This is a genomic window from Waterburya sp. (genome assembly GCF_058530065.1).
Genome location: NZ_JBZNBU010000024.1, coordinates 1 through 14,747, shown reverse-complemented (window position 1 = coordinate 14,747; position 14,747 = coordinate 1). Strand labels below are relative to the sequence as shown.

At 36.9% G+C, this 14,747-nt stretch carries 17 protein-coding genes; 7 read left to right on the top strand and 10 right to left on the bottom strand.

The genetic code is table 11. The features are described from left to right. Positions 1-170: 170 nt before the first annotated feature. A complete protein-coding gene (gene glpX, locus AC33VI_RS01645; RefSeq protein WP_491780531.1) occupies positions 171-1,211 on the bottom strand; it encodes a class II fructose-bisphosphatase in 1,041 nt (346 codons plus the stop codon). A gap of 452 nt (positions 1,212-1,663) precedes the next feature. On the opposite strand from glpX, the gene tsaB reads away from it, so the two are divergent. After that, positions 1,664-2,299 carry a tRNA (adenosine(37)-N6)-threonylcarbamoyltransferase complex dimerization subunit type 1 TsaB gene (gene tsaB, locus AC33VI_RS01640; RefSeq protein WP_491780530.1) on the top strand — a complete coding sequence of 212 codons (636 nt, stop codon included), beginning with the start codon at positions 1,664-1,666 and terminating at the stop codon, positions 2,297-2,299. Between the two features lie 19 nt (positions 2,300-2,318). On the opposite strand, the gene AC33VI_RS01635 is transcribed toward tsaB, so the two are convergent. Further along, the gene (locus AC33VI_RS01635; RefSeq protein WP_491780529.1) at positions 2,319-2,678 is read right to left on the bottom strand and encodes a DUF4864 domain-containing protein; all 360 of its coding nucleotides are present in this window, start codon (positions 2,676-2,678) and stop codon (positions 2,319-2,321) included. Between the two features lie 83 nt (positions 2,679-2,761). Then, a complete protein-coding gene (locus tag AC33VI_RS01630) occupies positions 2,762-3,625 on the bottom strand; it encodes a carbohydrate ABC transporter permease (protein WP_491780528.1) in 864 nt (287 codons plus the stop codon). A 418-nt stretch (positions 3,626-4,043) separates the two neighbouring features. On the opposite strand from AC33VI_RS01630, the gene AC33VI_RS01625 reads away from it, so the two are divergent. Next, positions 4,044-4,430 (top strand): hypothetical protein, encoded by a 387-nt coding sequence (locus tag AC33VI_RS01625; protein ID WP_491780527.1) that lies wholly within the window; start codon positions 4,044-4,046, stop codon positions 4,428-4,430. A gap of 73 nt (positions 4,431-4,503) precedes the next feature. Here AC33VI_RS01625 and AC33VI_RS01620 read toward each other — a convergent pair whose 3' ends face one another. The 5 genes from AC33VI_RS01620 to AC33VI_RS01600 form a co-directional block, all read right to left on the bottom strand. After that, on the bottom strand, positions 4,504-4,887 hold the full coding sequence (locus AC33VI_RS01620) for a hypothetical protein (protein ID WP_491780526.1): 384 nt from the start codon (positions 4,885-4,887) through the stop codon (positions 4,504-4,506). Positions 4,888-4,900: 13 nt separating this feature from the next. Beyond that, a complete protein-coding gene (locus AC33VI_RS01615) occupies positions 4,901-5,248 on the bottom strand; it encodes a hypothetical protein (RefSeq protein ID WP_491780525.1) in 348 nt (115 codons plus the stop codon). 71 nt (positions 5,249-5,319) lie between these two features. Continuing rightward, the gene (locus AC33VI_RS01610) at positions 5,320-5,676 is read right to left on the bottom strand and encodes a hypothetical protein (RefSeq protein WP_491780524.1); all 357 of its coding nucleotides are present in this window, start codon (positions 5,674-5,676) and stop codon (positions 5,320-5,322) included. A gap of 136 nt (positions 5,677-5,812) precedes the next feature. Next, complete coding sequence (locus AC33VI_RS01605; protein WP_491780523.1) at positions 5,813-6,274, bottom strand: hypothetical protein; 462 nt, start codon at positions 6,272-6,274, stop codon at positions 5,813-5,815. Positions 6,275-6,307: 33 nt separating this feature from the next. Continuing rightward, positions 6,308-8,026, bottom strand: a complete 1,719-nt coding sequence (locus tag AC33VI_RS01600) for an ABC-F family ATP-binding cassette domain-containing protein (RefSeq protein WP_491780522.1) — start codon at positions 8,024-8,026, stop codon at positions 6,308-6,310. Between the two features lie 643 nt (positions 8,027-8,669). Between AC33VI_RS01600 and AC33VI_RS01595 the strand changes: the two genes are divergently transcribed. Continuing rightward, positions 8,670-9,515, top strand: a complete 846-nt coding sequence (locus tag AC33VI_RS01595; RefSeq protein ID WP_491780521.1) for a response regulator — start codon at positions 8,670-8,672, stop codon at positions 9,513-9,515. A 51-nt stretch (positions 9,516-9,566) separates the two neighbouring features. Here the strand turns inward: AC33VI_RS01595 and AC33VI_RS01590 are convergent, their stop codons facing one another. Further along, positions 9,567-10,013, bottom strand: a complete 447-nt coding sequence (locus AC33VI_RS01590; RefSeq protein ID WP_491780520.1) for a VOC family protein — start codon at positions 10,011-10,013, stop codon at positions 9,567-9,569. A 122-nt stretch (positions 10,014-10,135) separates the two neighbouring features. Here AC33VI_RS01590 and cysC point away from each other — a divergent pair, with 122 nt between their 5' ends. The 3 genes from cysC (at position 10,136) to AC33VI_RS01575 (ending at position 12,169) form a co-directional block, all read left to right on the top strand. Continuing rightward, complete coding sequence (cysC, locus tag AC33VI_RS01585) at positions 10,136-10,666, top strand: adenylyl-sulfate kinase (protein ID WP_491780519.1); 531 nt, start codon at positions 10,136-10,138, stop codon at positions 10,664-10,666. A 247-nt stretch (positions 10,667-10,913) separates the two neighbouring features. Continuing rightward, on the top strand, positions 10,914-11,300 hold the full coding sequence (locus AC33VI_RS01580; protein ID WP_491780518.1) for a hypothetical protein: 387 nt from the start codon (positions 10,914-10,916) through the stop codon (positions 11,298-11,300). Between the two features lie 530 nt (positions 11,301-11,830). Further along, the gene (locus AC33VI_RS01575) at positions 11,831-12,169 is read left to right on the top strand and encodes an STAS domain-containing protein (protein ID WP_491780517.1); all 339 of its coding nucleotides are present in this window, start codon (positions 11,831-11,833) and stop codon (positions 12,167-12,169) included. Between the two features lie 58 nt (positions 12,170-12,227). Here AC33VI_RS01575 and sodX read toward each other — a convergent pair whose 3' ends face one another. Beyond that, positions 12,228-12,581: a nickel-type superoxide dismutase maturation protease gene (gene sodX / locus AC33VI_RS01570; RefSeq protein WP_491780516.1), complete on the bottom strand. Its 354-nt coding sequence runs from the start codon at positions 12,579-12,581 to the stop codon at positions 12,228-12,230. A 94-nt stretch (positions 12,582-12,675) separates the two neighbouring features. Here sodX and AC33VI_RS01565 point away from each other — a divergent pair, with 94 nt between their 5' ends. Next, on the top strand, positions 12,676-14,322 hold the full coding sequence (locus AC33VI_RS01565; RefSeq protein WP_491780515.1) for an ABC transporter substrate-binding protein: 1,647 nt from the start codon (positions 12,676-12,678) through the stop codon (positions 14,320-14,322). Positions 14,323-14,747 lie beyond the last annotated feature (425 nt).

The following is a 14,747-nucleotide window of genomic DNA, read 5'->3' as shown; positions in this document are numbered from 1 at the left end:
AAACCTAACTAAGAAAAGGCAACAGTAAAAGAAAAGTTCTCTCACTATATGCCTTTATCCTTATCAAGTTATACAGTTTTGTCGTACCTTATGACCAAATTTTGCGATTTGGATTTACATATCTTTAATTATCTTAGAGTAGATATCTCAATTTTGAGGTCGAGCAGTATTTAGTGCAATTGTAAAGACTTAGGCTGGTCAAACATATGTACCGTATCGACAAAACGAGCAGTTTGAGACTGAGAAGAGATTACTAAGCTTTCAGTTCTAGCACCACCTTTGAAGAAGCGAACTCCGTTCATCAAAGTACCAGGAGTAATCCCACAAGCAGCAAATAATACAGTTTCGCCATTAGCTAGCTCTTCTGCGTTGTATACTTTGTCGGGGTCTGTAATACCCATGCTTGACAATCTTTCAAGGTTACTTTCTTTGCTTTCACCAATTAGACCAGTTTTCACGATCGCAGGATCGTAAATCAATTGTCCTTGGAAGTGTCCGCCCAAACAACGCATTGCAGCAGCAGAAATTACCCCTTCAGGAGCAGCACCAATACCCATTAAAGCGTGTATGTTAGATCCAGAGAAAGCACAAGAAATCGCAGCAGATACATCACCATCGGAAATTAATCTAACTCTAGCTCCTGCATCGCGAATTTCTTGAATCAACTCGCCGTGACGAGAACGATCCATTACTACTACTACTAGTTCTTCGATGGAACGGTTGAGACAGTCGGATAAGATTCTTAAGTTCTCAGTAGCAGATTTGTTAATATCTACGTGACCTCTAGCCGCTGCGGGTGCTGCTAATTTTTTCATGTAGAAATCTGGAGCAGCAAACAAACCGCCTTTTTCGGAGATTGCCAAAACAGCCATCGAACCATTTTGACCGTAAGCTACCAAGTTAGTTCCTTCACAAGGGTCAACCGCAATATCAATTTCGACTAGTTCGTCTGGGTTACAGTAGTTTTTGGCATCGGGGCGAGTACAAATACCTACTTCTTCGCCAATATAGAGCATGGGAGCATCATCCCTTTCCCCTTCGCCGATTACAATACGACCGCGCATATTGATTTTGTTCATGCGTTCGCGCATGGCTTCTACCGCTACTTCATCAGCAGTATCCTTCTCACCTTTACCCATCCACTTGGCAGAGGCGATAGCAGCTTGTTCTACTACCTCAATGATTTCTAAACCGAGGGTACTTTCTAGCAAGGTCTTCCTCCTTAATTGCTCGATGTTAAATTTTTTTTAAAAGTGATTCAGCGCGTTGCGGAGGTGTCCTCCGTTATAGCGACTGTATCAAGAAGCGAAGCTTACTCAAGAAAAAAGCCTACCATTGAGGGCAGATATCCAAATCTTTAATTAAATCCTTATAAGTTCTGACCTAGCGATCGGGGTTTATAGAAATATCCCATGACTTTTTTATAATTCAAAGTTATTAGAATTGGAGACTACTTTTTAAGTTGAGAATAGCTTTTCGCTACCAAGTGAGTATTCTATTATATTTTGGGGCAATTTCAGCTTGTGTTGTGTAGGGTATACGGTCGTAAAAAGAATCTTGGGAAATGGGTAAGAAATAAAGTATTGTTAGGGGTTGGAGATTAAAATTTGTTTCCATAAATTCAATTCCAATTTTTAGAATAGTCTATTTCCCACCAGAGCTTATGCCTCTCTCGAACGTTAATAAATATGCGATCGCCCTTCACACCAGCACGCCTCAATTGGGCATAGCCATTAGTAATTTTGCAGGAGACAATCGCAGTTGCATCTGGGATTTGGGCAGAGGATTAGCATCACAACTACACCAACACTTACGAGAAATTCTCGCGCCCCAAACCTGGCAAGATCTTGAATTTATTGCCGTAGCTAAAGGACCAGGAGGCTTTACTGGAACTAGGGTAGGAGTAGTTACCGCCCGTACTATTGCTCAACAATTAGATATTCCTATATATGGTATTTCTAATTTAGCAGCAGTAGCAGCAGCCCAGAACTATCGAGGGGAAGATTTGCTAGTTGTGACGATGGATGCTCGTCGAGAAAAGTTGTTTGTGGGCATTTATCAACTAGACGAAACAGGATATCCACAAACTTACCTAGAAGATACTTTAATGACTATTGAATTATGGCAACAAACTTTAAACGATTTAAAGCTTCCCTATAGAATAATAAAAGTAGAAAATAATCTTGCTTCTACTGTGAGTAATGTTTTGGATTTAGCTTATTATCATTGGCAAGAAAAACCTGTTAGTCATTGGTCGGATATTGTACCTTTTTACGGTCAACATCCAGTTGGTAATTAACCCGATCTAACATATTTAATCAGACAATTTTTTCATCCAAAGGAACTAATTCATAACCTTGAATTCGCCAACTATAATCCCCTTGATGCTGTACGACAAAAACACCTTGAACTAGTTCTCCTGCTTCATCCATAATTGTTGCTACTAATGCAGGATAACTATCAATCGTCGTAAACCCGCGAAACATAATTGCTCGTGGTTTGATAATAGCATTATAGTGCGACTCAACTTTAGCGATAAACTCACTGAGATTGAATTTTTCCCGAACAGCAGGACTCATTAAAGCAAAAGCTGCTGCTAGATCGTTTTGTTGAAAAGCTTGTAACTGTCTTTCAACCAATTGGCGAACCATTACTTTATCGTTTTCAGATATATACATTGCGGGCTATTTTTGATTAAGCTAACTGATTACTTTAAAATGCAACTTGTAAGACAATATGAGAATTTGGATAGTTATTTAGGCTAACCTTTTACTGCGCCTGCGGTTAAGCCTTGCACTATTTGGCGCTGAAAAACTAATACTAGAACGACCAATGGTAGAGTACCCAAAACTGTAGCAGCAGCAATCGCACCATATGGAATATCAAATAAATTAGCACTTCCTAGTTGTGCCGTAGCTACTGGAATTGTTTTTTTAGCTTCTTCAGTAATAAAAGTTAAGGCAAAAATATATTCATTCCAAGCAAAAATAAAACTCAAAATTCCAGTTGTAGCTAATGCGGGGAGAGTCATAGGAAGCACAATATTAACGAGCATACCTAAAGTTTTATAGCCGTCAATTTTAGCTGCATCTTCCAAGTCTTGGGGTAGCTGCAAAAAGAAACTCCTCATCACTAAAATAGTTAGAGGTAAATTGATTGCAGTATAGGGGATGATTAAAGCTAAATAATTATTACCTAACCCAATCGCCTTTACTATTTCTAGTAACCCTAAAAATAATAGAACGTAGGGAAATAAAGTGACAATCAATACGATTGTTAAAATAATTTTTTCTCCTGGTAATTTCATTCTAGCTAAACTATAGGCAGCAGGAGAACCAACAACCAGACATAAGATAGTCGAAATACTCGCTACTAAAGCACTATTAAAAATGTAAGTTAAAAACGGACGACGCTCGAACAAAGATTGATAGTGTTCTAGAGTAAAACTAGCAGGAAAATAAACATTAGGAATCGCTGAAATATCACGATTGAGTTTGACTGAAGTTAGTATTTGCCATAGGATGGGGGCAGAGAACAAAAATACTATCGAAATTATCCCTACATACAATAAGATTTTGGTGAGAGAAACAGAGGAAACTTGGTCTTTAGATCGAACTGACGACATGGCTAATTTCAATAGTCGAAATCGTTGTTGAAACCATGTTACATTTTTTTAGGTATTTAAGATAAATAATTACTTAAAGTAATTGACGGAGATTGAGGAGCAGATGTTAATTGAGTTTTGTTGAGGGACGGCGATCGCCTGTTATCATCATTCCTTGATCGATCGTGAAGTTGATTGGAACGATCCCATGCTCAATTTTTCCTTGCCCAGATTCTCATAGCATCAAAGTATTATTTTTGTTACCAAACACTTCAAACTAATTAACATAATTGAAAGATCTATATTATTACTCTGGGCATTAAGATTTTTTTTTGTTATCTTGACAACAATATTAGATTTATACAGACAGATTAAACATTCTAATTTCAGTTTTAATTAAACTAAAATTTTTTAGACATATTTTTCATGGAAGTAACAAATGTCTCTTAATTCTGCTTTAGATAAAAGAAAAAATAAAGCTTTTGTAGTCGATAATAAATATTTATTGAAGCAATATGCCATTAAAAATTTTAATATCTATGGTGGAGGTATTATTGTAGTCAACTTGTTGTTGTTAAAAACGGATATTGTCGATGAAGCAGATGTGTCCGATAGTCAAGCAAACGATAATACAGAGCTAACAATACATCAACCAATCTCTTACATACCTCAAAATAATTTTTGGTTTAAGATGCTCAATCTAAAAATTAAAAAGAAGTATGATATAAATATCCAAGAACAAGATGGTTCAGATGGCAAATTTTTAGTTGTTTTTGTGAAAGACGCTTCCATAGAACATTTTTCTATTTATTCCTTAAAAACCTAATAACTTTCTCCAAGAAAAAAAGGCTTGACACTGTCAAACCTCCAGTCTACTTAGTAATTTCAGTAATGTTTGTTTAGTAATCCAAATTATCCGCAGGATTGTAAACATCGATAGCAGGATTGCTTTGAATTTGAATCGTAGAACCTCCTGAATATCTTCGTTCTTGCCGATCGCGATTTTCGATGCGGTGACGTACTACTCTAGATTGACGTACTCTACCATTGCCGCCAATATTTCCCTGTACTCCAGTAGTAACGGTAGCGTTACCCTGACAAGTTCCATCGCTAGTCATTTCCACATCATTAGTGCGATCGGTAGGTTCTCGCGAACCACTAATATTGTATTGGACGGAAATATCAGCCTGGATACATCGAGCGGTAGCAGGAGAAATCAACCAGTTAGCAGTTAGGAAGCCAGACAGGAATAGCAATCCCTTTGTCCATGCTATTAACTTCATTTTTATTCCCCCCCTAGTTACAACTATTACTAGAAGTACTGCTCTGAATTGTCTGACTTCCAGAAGAAGTGACGCGAGTAGTTGCTTGATAAGAACTATGACGACAGTCAGAACTATGTCTGGTGTAATTCTGCCAAGGTAAACGCCAATAACGCCAGGGAATCCAATAGCGACGGCGACTGGGTACTCTAATTGTAGTTCCCCCAGAATTGACATAAATGCTACCATCGCTACGAGTCACCGCTTCGACATTAGGAGTGCTAACTTTTACATCTGCTAAAGCCGAATTATTGGTAGATACTATAGTACTAGGTATCACTACACCTACCGCCACTAACCCCATTAATTTTGTTAGTTTCATGGTGCAAATTTAATTTCAGTAATGTTTGAATAGCTATTAGCCATTAGCCAAGTGCTAATGGCTAAAATATCTTAGTAGCGACGACTGCGACGCTCGCGACGAGTATGATTTGTATTAGATTGTTGTGCGTCTTGAACGCAGGTATTGTACTCTCCTACTTGATCGCAAAATTGATTACTCCGTTGTACGATGCCAGTACTAGTGTTGTCGTTATAGCGATCTCGACCATAACCGTAGTTACCGCGATCGCGATACTCTGTATATTGACTGTTTCGTTGATTGGAATTTTGAATCGAAACGTTGTCGCTTCCCGTAACTACCGATTCTTGGATTGACTCTTGTATTAGAGCATTATCGGCTTGAGCGGGAGATGTAAATAAACCCAGAGTGGAAACAGCTAATGATATGAAAATTACTTGTTTGTTCATAATGTGAAAATAGTCTCTGAAAAATCAACCTTGTCCAGAAACTAGACGCACCTCTTGAAGGAGTGTTCCGCAAATCCGAAAATTTACCTACATTTTTACTACTGGAAAGTTTTGGATAATTAAAATTGTCAGCATATTAAGCTATATCCCTAGGAGGATTATTGAGTCTTTTTAACTGCTGTTGAATTAGGCTAACTAGATACGATCGCTTTATTTCTATGCCTTGATTGAGATTTTGGGAATTGTCCAAAAAGATAATGCTATCTACTTGTTCTAAAGAAAATAACCTAAATAATAGTTGAGCGACAGGAATTGGCATGGCAATTAGATCGGAGTTAGATTTACCGCTAAAAGTAGCTGCATCCTTTACCGAAACAAAAGCATAAATAACATTCATCGTTTGTTGCAGTTGAGGGTTGGTAATAGTAGTCAAAACCCAATCCTCTTCAAGATTTTGCAATACGTAATACTCTAGATGCTGCAACTTATCGGCAAAGAGCCTCAACACTGGGGCGATCGCTTTTTCCACAACTATGGTTGGAACACCATAATTAACCCCATCGTTTACCAATACTTCCAACTGCCGATCTAATTCCATTACTAATTACTAAAATATTGATTATTAATTGCCTTAAGCTTTAGCTTTGTTTTTCTTATTTTTTTTCTTCTCTGCTTGCTTGGCTCTTTTAGCAGCTTGTTTGGCTGCCTTGGCTTCGGCTTCGGCTTTTTGTCTGGCTTTTTCTTTTTCTTCTTCTAGCTTATCTAGATAATAATGGTAGTCTCCCAGAAATTCTAATAATTCTCCATCGCGAATTTCGACAATTTTGTTAGCTACCTGAGAAATAAAATAGCGATCGTGAGAGACAATGACCACCGTACCATCATAATCTTGTAGGGCGGTTTCTAGCATTTCTTTGGCAGGGATATCTAGGTGATTGGTCGGCTCGTCCAGAATTAATAAATTAGCAGGAGTTAGGAGCATTTTAGCTAATGCCAGACGTGCTTTTTCTCCTCCACTAAGAGCTTCTACTTGTTTAAATACTGTTTCTCCGCTAAATAAAAATTGTCCTAAAAGAGTCCGCACCTCTTCATTTTTCCACTTGGGAACTTCATCGTGAATTGTCTCCATCACGGTCTTATTTAAGTCCAAGGCTTCTGCTTGATTTTGCTCGAAATAGCCAGGAATAACGTTGTGCTTGCCTAATTCTACTTTGCCATCTTCGTAGGCTTCCATACCCATAATCATGCGTAGGAGAGTCGATTTCCCCGCACCGTTAGGGCCTAAAATCGCAATGCGATCGCCTCGTTCGATAGTTAGGTTAGCTCCTAAAAATAAAATATCGTTATTAAAAGTGTGGACTAAATCTTCGATCTTAATCACGTCTCTACCGCTTCTGGGAGATGGAGGGAACTTAAACTTTAGGCTTCTGACATCGCTAATGGGTGCATCTACTAATTCTACTTTTTCTAGTTGTTTTTCCCTACTTTTAGCTTGAGTACTTCTAGTGGCACTAGCGCGGAATTTCTCAATAAATTCTTGTTGCTTGGCAATTTCTTTTTGTTGTCTTTCGTAGGTAGCACCCTGAGCCAGTTTGTTTTCTGCTTTTTGAGTTAGATAATTAGAATAGTTACCTAGATAAGTAGTCGAAACTCCCCGTTCGGTTTCCACAATTTTGGTACACAAGCGGTCTAAAAACTCGCGATCGTGAGAAACAATCACCATAGGGGTATTAATTCCCCGCAAATAGTTCTCCAGCCATTCAATAGTTTCTAAATCTAAATGGTTTGTTGGTTCGTCCAAAAGTAAAATATCTGGCTCTTGTAACAGAATTTTGCCCAGACTCATACGCATTTGCCAGCCACCGCTAAAAGAACTGACCAGGCGATCGCCATCTTCGGTAGAGAATCCCATTTCTGGCAAGATCTTTTCAATTTGCGCGTCCAAACTATAGCCGTCTAAAGCTTCAAATTTCCGTTGTAATTTATCTAGCTGGTTAATTAATTTATCCAACTGTTCGGGATCTGCCGTTTCCATTTCCTGATGAATTTGATTCATCTCTTGTTGGATGGTATTGGCTTCAATAAAAACAGTCCAGAATTCTTCCGATACCGTCCGCGTTGGCTCTACTTCAAATTCTTGAGTTAAATAGGCAATTTTCAAACTAGCAGGACGAATTACCTCTCCTGAAGTTGCTTCAATTTCACCGCTAATAATTTTAAGTTGAGTTGATTTTCCCGCACCATTAACCCCCACCAAACCTACTCTTTCTCCTGGTTTAACTTCCCAGGTAACATCCTTTAAAACTTCTCCCGTAGTGTAGATTTTACTTATATGTTCTAGTCTCAGCATACAGTTTCTCCTAGTTAAATTGAGCGGTGTATTTAGATTTAGTCGAAAATTACAAAATTATTCTTTAAAATACTCTATGGTCTTATATTCCATAATTTCTGAGGGCAGTCAGGAACAGGGTCAAACAAAGCCAAGCAAGATTTTCTAGATAAATTTCCTAACTAACGCACGTATCCTATATTTAAAGATGGTATTTACACAATCTTTAATCAATTTATTTATTTTTATTACATTTTTTGTATATTTTCTATTATATGATTAGTACATTGAAGAATACTAATAATTCTTGCTAGCTCCAGAAACCACAATCAAAAATTCAAACCTTTAATACATTGTCAAAACTATGTACGTATGGTAATTGATGTAAACTTCTGGTAAACTATCTCATCATTATTTCAAATACCGTTGTTTATAAATTAGCTGAGTACTATCAGTTGATATCCAAAGAAGAAATATAACCCAAAAACTTTAAAAAATTTAGTTTTTGGCTGATTTTTCATAGGGACTCAAAATTTGTCTTATTCAAGAAAAAGCCTGTTTTTGGCTTGTTTGGGTTCAAATAGTTTCAATTTCTATCTCAACCAACTAATTTTGACACAAAAGTTTTTTTTAATAAAATTAATTCTTATTTTCATCAGAAAACATGACTACAATTATCATTGTTGACGATCAAAACAGTATAAGAGAATTCCTAAAAATTAATTTATCTACAGAGGTAAATATAGAAGTAGTGGGTATGGCAGACAATGGTCGTTCTGCGATCGCTCAAGTGGGGGAACATCAGCCTGACTTAGTACTGATGGATATTGAAATGCCAGGAGACATTGATGGTATTGATGCCACAGAAGAAATCGTACAACGTTTTCCCAGCACAAAAGTCTTGCTATTTACCAGTCAGGACGACCAAGAGCAGTTAAACCGCGCTCTTAGGGTAGGAGCGAGGGGTTATATTCTCAAGAATACTAGCGTTAAAGATATTAGTAATATTATTCGCTTAACCGAAAAAGGTTTCTTCCAAATAGGTCCAATTTTAGGCAATTGGGATGGGACTGGAGTAGACAGTATTTCTGCTGAGGCTAATACCACTGAAACAAAATATGCTACCAGCAAAGTTTCAGCCATCACTCGACAAAACGAAGAATATTCTTCTTATAGCGATGAAATTGAACATTCACCAGAAATGAATCATGCCATCTCCGATTTAACATCGGGTATTTTCCAACTTCAAGAAACTATTCGAGCTCAAGAAGATACGATAATTAACCTTACCAATAAATACTCTCAAGCTCAACAAGAAATTAAAACTAAGTTAAGAAAAAACAAAAATATCTTTGGCAGTGGCAGAAATTATTTCTATAATTCCCGTTCTGTACCCAGAGCAATGAGTCAAAGAAGACAGCATTTTTTGTTTATTAGTAGTTTTTTCCTAGGTGTATTTACAGTTATCATTTTGATTTTTTTGATTGCCACTTTAGGTTCTATTTTCTAAATCGCAATATTGCGATCGCTTAACTCAATCGAGCATAATTCCTCCAGCAATTTAAGTCTCTGGCTGGGGAGCATCCCCAATAAAATCGGATTCTCTTCCACCGAAGATGACCTCAGAATTGATGTAATACTTAAATTCCAGCAAATTATAAAAAGGATCTTCAAGAAAAAAAGTGTAATGTTCTAAAACTAAGTTAGAAAAACGAAGTTTGGGTGGTTGATAAAAAGCCAAGGCTTTCTCTTCAGCACGATTTCGTATTTTTGTCCAGTCCTCTTTAGAAGGTAAAATCAAACCCAAATGGCGGGGATAAATTCCTTGCTGTTGGGTTAGTTCTTTTTGGGTAATATGACCTACTAATTGCGTCCCGTAGAAGTTAAATATTACTGCGGATTTGTTTTCTCTACCTATTGCGCAACCCAAACCATCTCCATAAAATTGTTTGGCAGCAGTAACGTTATTAATTGGAATTGCTAAATGAAAAATTGGAGTTGAAATCATATTTGCCAGATCGATTCTCAATAAATTTTATTTTAGCTATCGATCGGTTTTAAAAATTGCAAAAAGGATCTAAACAAGTAAAATACGTAGAGACCAAAAAATATTAAGGAATATAAAAAATCATGAAGCAACGTGGAGTAGCGGTTTGGTTTACTGGATTTAGCGGTGCTGGAAAAAGTACGATCGCTGAAGCCCTAACTAAAAAGTTGAAAGATGAAGGATATCAACTAGAAGTTTTAGATGGCGATGAAATTAGAGAAAATTTAACTAAAGATTTGGGTTTTTCCAAAGAAGATCGCGATACTAATATTCGTCGTATTGGATTTGTGGCCAAACTTTTAGCTCGTAATGGAGTAATTGTACTAGTTCCCGTTATTTCTCCCTACCGTGCCATTAGAGAGGAAATGAGAGCTAATATCGGTAGTTTTCTAGAAGTATTCGTTAACGCGCCTTTGTCAGTTTGTGAAGAAAGAGATGTTAAAGGTCTATACAAACAAGTACGAGCGGGTAAAATTAAGCAATTCACTGGAATTGACGACCCTTACGAGCCTCCTACTAATCCTGAAATAGAATGTCGTACCGACCTTGAAGAGTTATCGGAAAGCGTCGATAAAATATTTAATAAATTAAAAGAACTAGAATATATTTTCTAAGATAGAAGAATCGACTGCAAGATACTAAGGACGTTTCCCAACCTATTGCCAGCATCTGGGATCGATATCGATCCCGAAGTAAATCTGAAACGTCCCTGGCTCTATCTCTATCGACTTATAGACTTGAGATTCCTGGATTGATTTTGCATCATTACTCAGATTAAATTCTAGTTTTAGAGGTTATTGAATATTTTAATAATCTTTCACTATCGAATTTAGGATAGTTCTTGAAGAACTTTACTATCTTATGAAAGAAAGGAAATGCGATCGCTCGAATCTGACATTTAAAGAAAATCAGATTATCTTTCTAGAATATGGAGATACTCGTCTTTATGGCGAAGTAATCCAGTTAATTACTTCCCGTCAAATGTGCTGGCTAAGACCAATTTGTCTGGTAATAGCAAATTTTTTTGGAGTTTCTGCTTCAGAAGATTTTCAGCTAGTACCCTTAAATTCTACATCGGATATAGTTTGGCCTACTTGCTTGTTTAACCCAGCTTTAGATACTGAAGCAATATTGTTTTTAGCCCAGTTGGAAAATACCGACAAACCAAAACCCACTAATTTATCAGCACGTCAACATCTCAATCAATTCTTACAACAAGTGTGGGTAGCAAATCGGGAGCAGTTTTAAATATTGAAATCTTATCTAAAATAGCTATTTGCTTTTTAATCAATAATTTCAGTAACCATTTGTTCTAGTTTTTTACCTTTATATCTTAGTGTTATGGTCATTAAATTAGAAAAAAAACCATAATTCAGTAAATTTGATTACCAACTTTGAGATCGCACTCAATCATAATTGACTTATGTAGTTAAATAGTAAATACCGATAAGATTTCTAATCTGAAATATCTATTTCAGTGATTATCCCGATAGATAATTGCTTGAAATTGACTATAAAAGAGGAGAGTTTTGGCTAAATTTCCAACTAACTCAATATCTAAATTGATTAGTGAAATTTACTTAAGTAAAAGATGTCCCTCAGACAACATTCTACAAATCTAAGTAAGTTTTACCAATAAAAATTTAGCAGGACTTCATTTTTCGATTAAGATTTGATGAAGTAAGTAAAAGTTAGTAGATGTCCGTAATTTAACGGACTATTCTTAAAACATAAAACCATTATTATTAAGTAACATCTAAAGCGAGAAGCAATAAAAAATGACTAGCACACAATTATGTTCCAAGTTTTCTACTTTCCGTCCAGAAGGTTTTTTAAGTGCAGCTAATGCCTCAGAATTTTTAGATCGTCTCACAGTTGAAGTAAAGTCTTCAGTCAATTCTCCCCTGTTAGTAAATATGGAAGCAGTAGATTTTATGGATAGTGCGGGCTTGATGACTCTAATCAAAGCATTTCGCTTATCCGAAAGTTTGGGTCGTAGATTTGCTATTTGTTCTCTAGCTCCCTCAGTAAGAATTATGTTTGAACTGACTCAGTTAGATAAGGCATTTGAAATTTTTGAAGACACAAAAGCCTTCCAAGCAACTTTAGAGCAGTAAGTATCTTTCTCGACAGCATTTTATACATAGCTTTTTTACAAATAATTTAGAGAATCAATTAGGCAAAGTAATTTGTTACTTTGGCTACTATTTTAGTTTGATTAATTGTTCCCCAATGACGACTATCTGTACTTTGTGCCTGATTATCTCCCAGAAGAAAAAATTTACCGTCACTGGCAATTGAGGTAATTCTCTTGACAATAGCCATGTTGGGTTGGTGGGGGTGAAAAATTACGACAATATCATTAATTTTGGGAGACGAATGACGATAAATATAAGGATCGATTAATATTTCTTCTCCAGGCTTGAGTAGGGGTAGCATAGAGCTGCCAACAACTCGAAGCCTTTTTTTTCTGCCAATCAGCAGTAGTAGAAATGCGAAAAGATTGGTATTTGGTAATTCAACAGTCATATAATTAAACCTTACAGTATTCGCGATCGCCAAGACGATACTAGGGATTAGCGTTTATGATGCGAGATAGATTTTAAACCCATCGCGTTTAATAATGATTGGAAACAGATTGTCTCATATTGGGCAGAAACTACGCCACGGTCGCAAGTACATTTTTTTATTTTTAGTTTGTTTTACTTTAGTATTAGGGTGCAATAATAATTCTCCACCACAAACCAGTAATGTCGATCCCACTCGTATTTCTATTGGTACAACTCTCAAGCCTCGTACCTTAGATCCCGCAGACAATTACGAACTAGCAGGATTGAATATTATTTATAATGTTGCCGAAAGCCTTTACACCTATAAAATAGGTACGACAGAAATCGAACCATTATTGGCAACAGCAATGCCAGAAATTAGTTCAGATGGTTTGATTTATACTATCCCCGTACGAGAAGGAGTGACCTTTCACGATGGTACGCCGTTTAATGCCGAAGCAATGGCATTTTCTCTACAACGTTTCATCGAAAACGGTGGCAAACCCGCATTTTTACTGGGAGATGTTATCGATAAAATTGAAGCATCCACAGAATATGAGCTTAAAATTAGTTTAAAACAACCTTTTGCCGCTTTTCCTGCATTATTAGCTTTTCCTGGGGCAGCAGCAGTATCTCCCCAGGCTTATAACATTGGCGAAGGAGAGTTTAAACCTAATATCTTAATCGGTACGGGTAAGTATAAATTAGCTCAATTTAAGAGTGATTCCATTAGTTTGAATGCTAACGAAAATTATTGGGGCGAAAAACCAGCCAACCAGGGAATAAATATGCAGGTATACGCAGGAAACTCTGCTAACTTGTTTAATAGTTTTAAAACTGGCGCGATCGATGTGGCTTACCAATCTTTAGATCCCCAACAAGTTGAAAGCCTAATTCAAGATGACGATCGCTGGCAAGCAATTGAAGGTTCAGGTACGGTAGTTAACTATTTAGTTCTCAATTTACAACAAGAACCTCTAAACCAGCCCGAAGTTAGGAAAGCGATCGCAGCTATTGTGAATCGTGCTTTAATTAACGAGCGAGTCTTGAAAGGACAAGCCGAACCGATTTATAGTTTGATTCCCACGGCTTTTGATAGCTATCAGCCAGCCTTTGAAGAATTGTACGGAGATGGAAATGTCGCCCAAGCCAGAGATTTATTAACTCAAGCTGGTTATTCTCCAGAAAACCCCGCAATTGTCGAAATTTGGCATCCATCGGGTTCGATCGTGCGGGGTATTGTTGCCGATACGATTAAAGCCTACGCCACCCAAGAATTAGGCGGAATGATTCAGTTTATTCCCAATAGCGTTGAATCTGCCTCCTTTTTTGGCAATTTGAGTAAGGGAGTATATCCTACCGCTTTGGTTGATTGGTATCCTGATTTTCTCGATCCTGACAATTATATTCAACCCTTTATGAGTTGCAATCAGGGTTCGCCCAATTTAGGTTGTGAATCGGGGGCTGCTCAAAGTAGGGGTTCTTTTTACTATAGCGATCGCGCAAATGGGGCGATCGAGCAATCTCGCACCGAACAAGATCCGCTCCAACGCCAGCAAATTTTTGGGGAATTACAATCATTATTAGCTCAAGACGTACCCTATATTCCTCTTTGGCAAACCAAAGACTATATTTTTGCTCGCGATAATATTGCTGGAGCGATCGTTAACCCCAGTCAAAATTTTCCTTTTTGGACGCTCAAAAGAGTCGAAGAGGAATAATTTATTAGTAGTCAAAAGTCTCTCTTTTTCTTAAAAAATGGAGACTTTTGCTCAAAGTTGTTTAGCATAAAACAACAATTCAAACAAAAAGTTTTACCTATCAATTAGATCGATTGTGAGTGGTCAAACACAAAGGTGTCATACTACGAAATATTATTGAGATTTAGAAATCTTATTATCGATAAATCAACAAATTTACTTAGCAATATCCCATTCTAAAAAGGCGTTAATTTTATCTTTTGAAATTAATCTAATTAATAGCGTCAACAACGGTAGTAGAGTTAAGGAATTCGCAAAAAATGGCAAACCAAGAGCATTTAGCAGTAATTAGGCAAGGAGTAGAACCTTGGAATCGATGGTATCAAAATCATAGAAGAGTAGTTCCAGATTTAGAAAAAGCCAATTTAAGCAATCTAAATTTAAGT

Bases quoted from the DNA above. Each gene is read 5' to 3' on its own strand.
- tsaB (WP_491780530.1), top strand. From the start codon at position 1,664: ATGCCTCTCTCGAACGTTAATAAATATGCGATCGCCCTTCACACCAGC.
- AC33VI_RS01635 (WP_491780529.1), bottom strand. From the start codon at position 2,678: ATGTATATATCTGAAAACGATAAAGTAATGGTTCGCCAATTGGTTGAA.
- AC33VI_RS01630 (WP_491780528.1), bottom strand. From the start codon at position 3,625: ATGTCGTCAGTTCGATCTAAAGACCAAGTTTCCTCTGTTTCTCTCACC.
- AC33VI_RS01625 (WP_491780527.1), top strand. From the start codon at position 4,044: ATGTCTCTTAATTCTGCTTTAGATAAAAGAAAAAATAAAGCTTTTGTA.
- AC33VI_RS01620 (WP_491780526.1), bottom strand. From the start codon at position 4,887: ATGAAGTTAATAGCATGGACAAAGGGATTGCTATTCCTGTCTGGCTTC.
- AC33VI_RS01615 (WP_491780525.1), bottom strand. From the start codon at position 5,248: ATGAAACTAACAAAATTAATGGGGTTAGTGGCGGTAGGTGTAGTGATA.
- AC33VI_RS01610 (WP_491780524.1), bottom strand. From the start codon at position 5,676: ATGAACAAACAAGTAATTTTCATATCATTAGCTGTTTCCACTCTGGGT.
- AC33VI_RS01605 (WP_491780523.1), bottom strand. From the start codon at position 6,274: ATGGAATTAGATCGGCAGTTGGAAGTATTGGTAAACGATGGGGTTAAT.
- AC33VI_RS01600 (WP_491780522.1), bottom strand. From the start codon at position 8,026: ATGCTGAGACTAGAACATATAAGTAAAATCTACACTACGGGAGAAGTT.
- AC33VI_RS01595 (WP_491780521.1), top strand. From the start codon at position 8,670: ATGACTACAATTATCATTGTTGACGATCAAAACAGTATAAGAGAATTC.
- AC33VI_RS01590 (WP_491780520.1), bottom strand. From the start codon at position 10,013: ATGATTTCAACTCCAATTTTTCATTTAGCAATTCCAATTAATAACGTT.
- cysC (WP_491780519.1), top strand. From the start codon at position 10,136: ATGAAGCAACGTGGAGTAGCGGTTTGGTTTACTGGATTTAGCGGTGCT.
- AC33VI_RS01580 (WP_491780518.1), top strand. From the start codon at position 10,914: ATGAAAGAAAGGAAATGCGATCGCTCGAATCTGACATTTAAAGAAAAT.
- AC33VI_RS01575 (WP_491780517.1), top strand. From the start codon at position 11,831: ATGACTAGCACACAATTATGTTCCAAGTTTTCTACTTTCCGTCCAGAA.
- sodX (WP_491780516.1), bottom strand. From the start codon at position 12,581: ATGACTGTTGAATTACCAAATACCAATCTTTTCGCATTTCTACTACTG.
- AC33VI_RS01565 (WP_491780515.1), top strand. From the start codon at position 12,676: ATGATTGGAAACAGATTGTCTCATATTGGGCAGAAACTACGCCACGGT.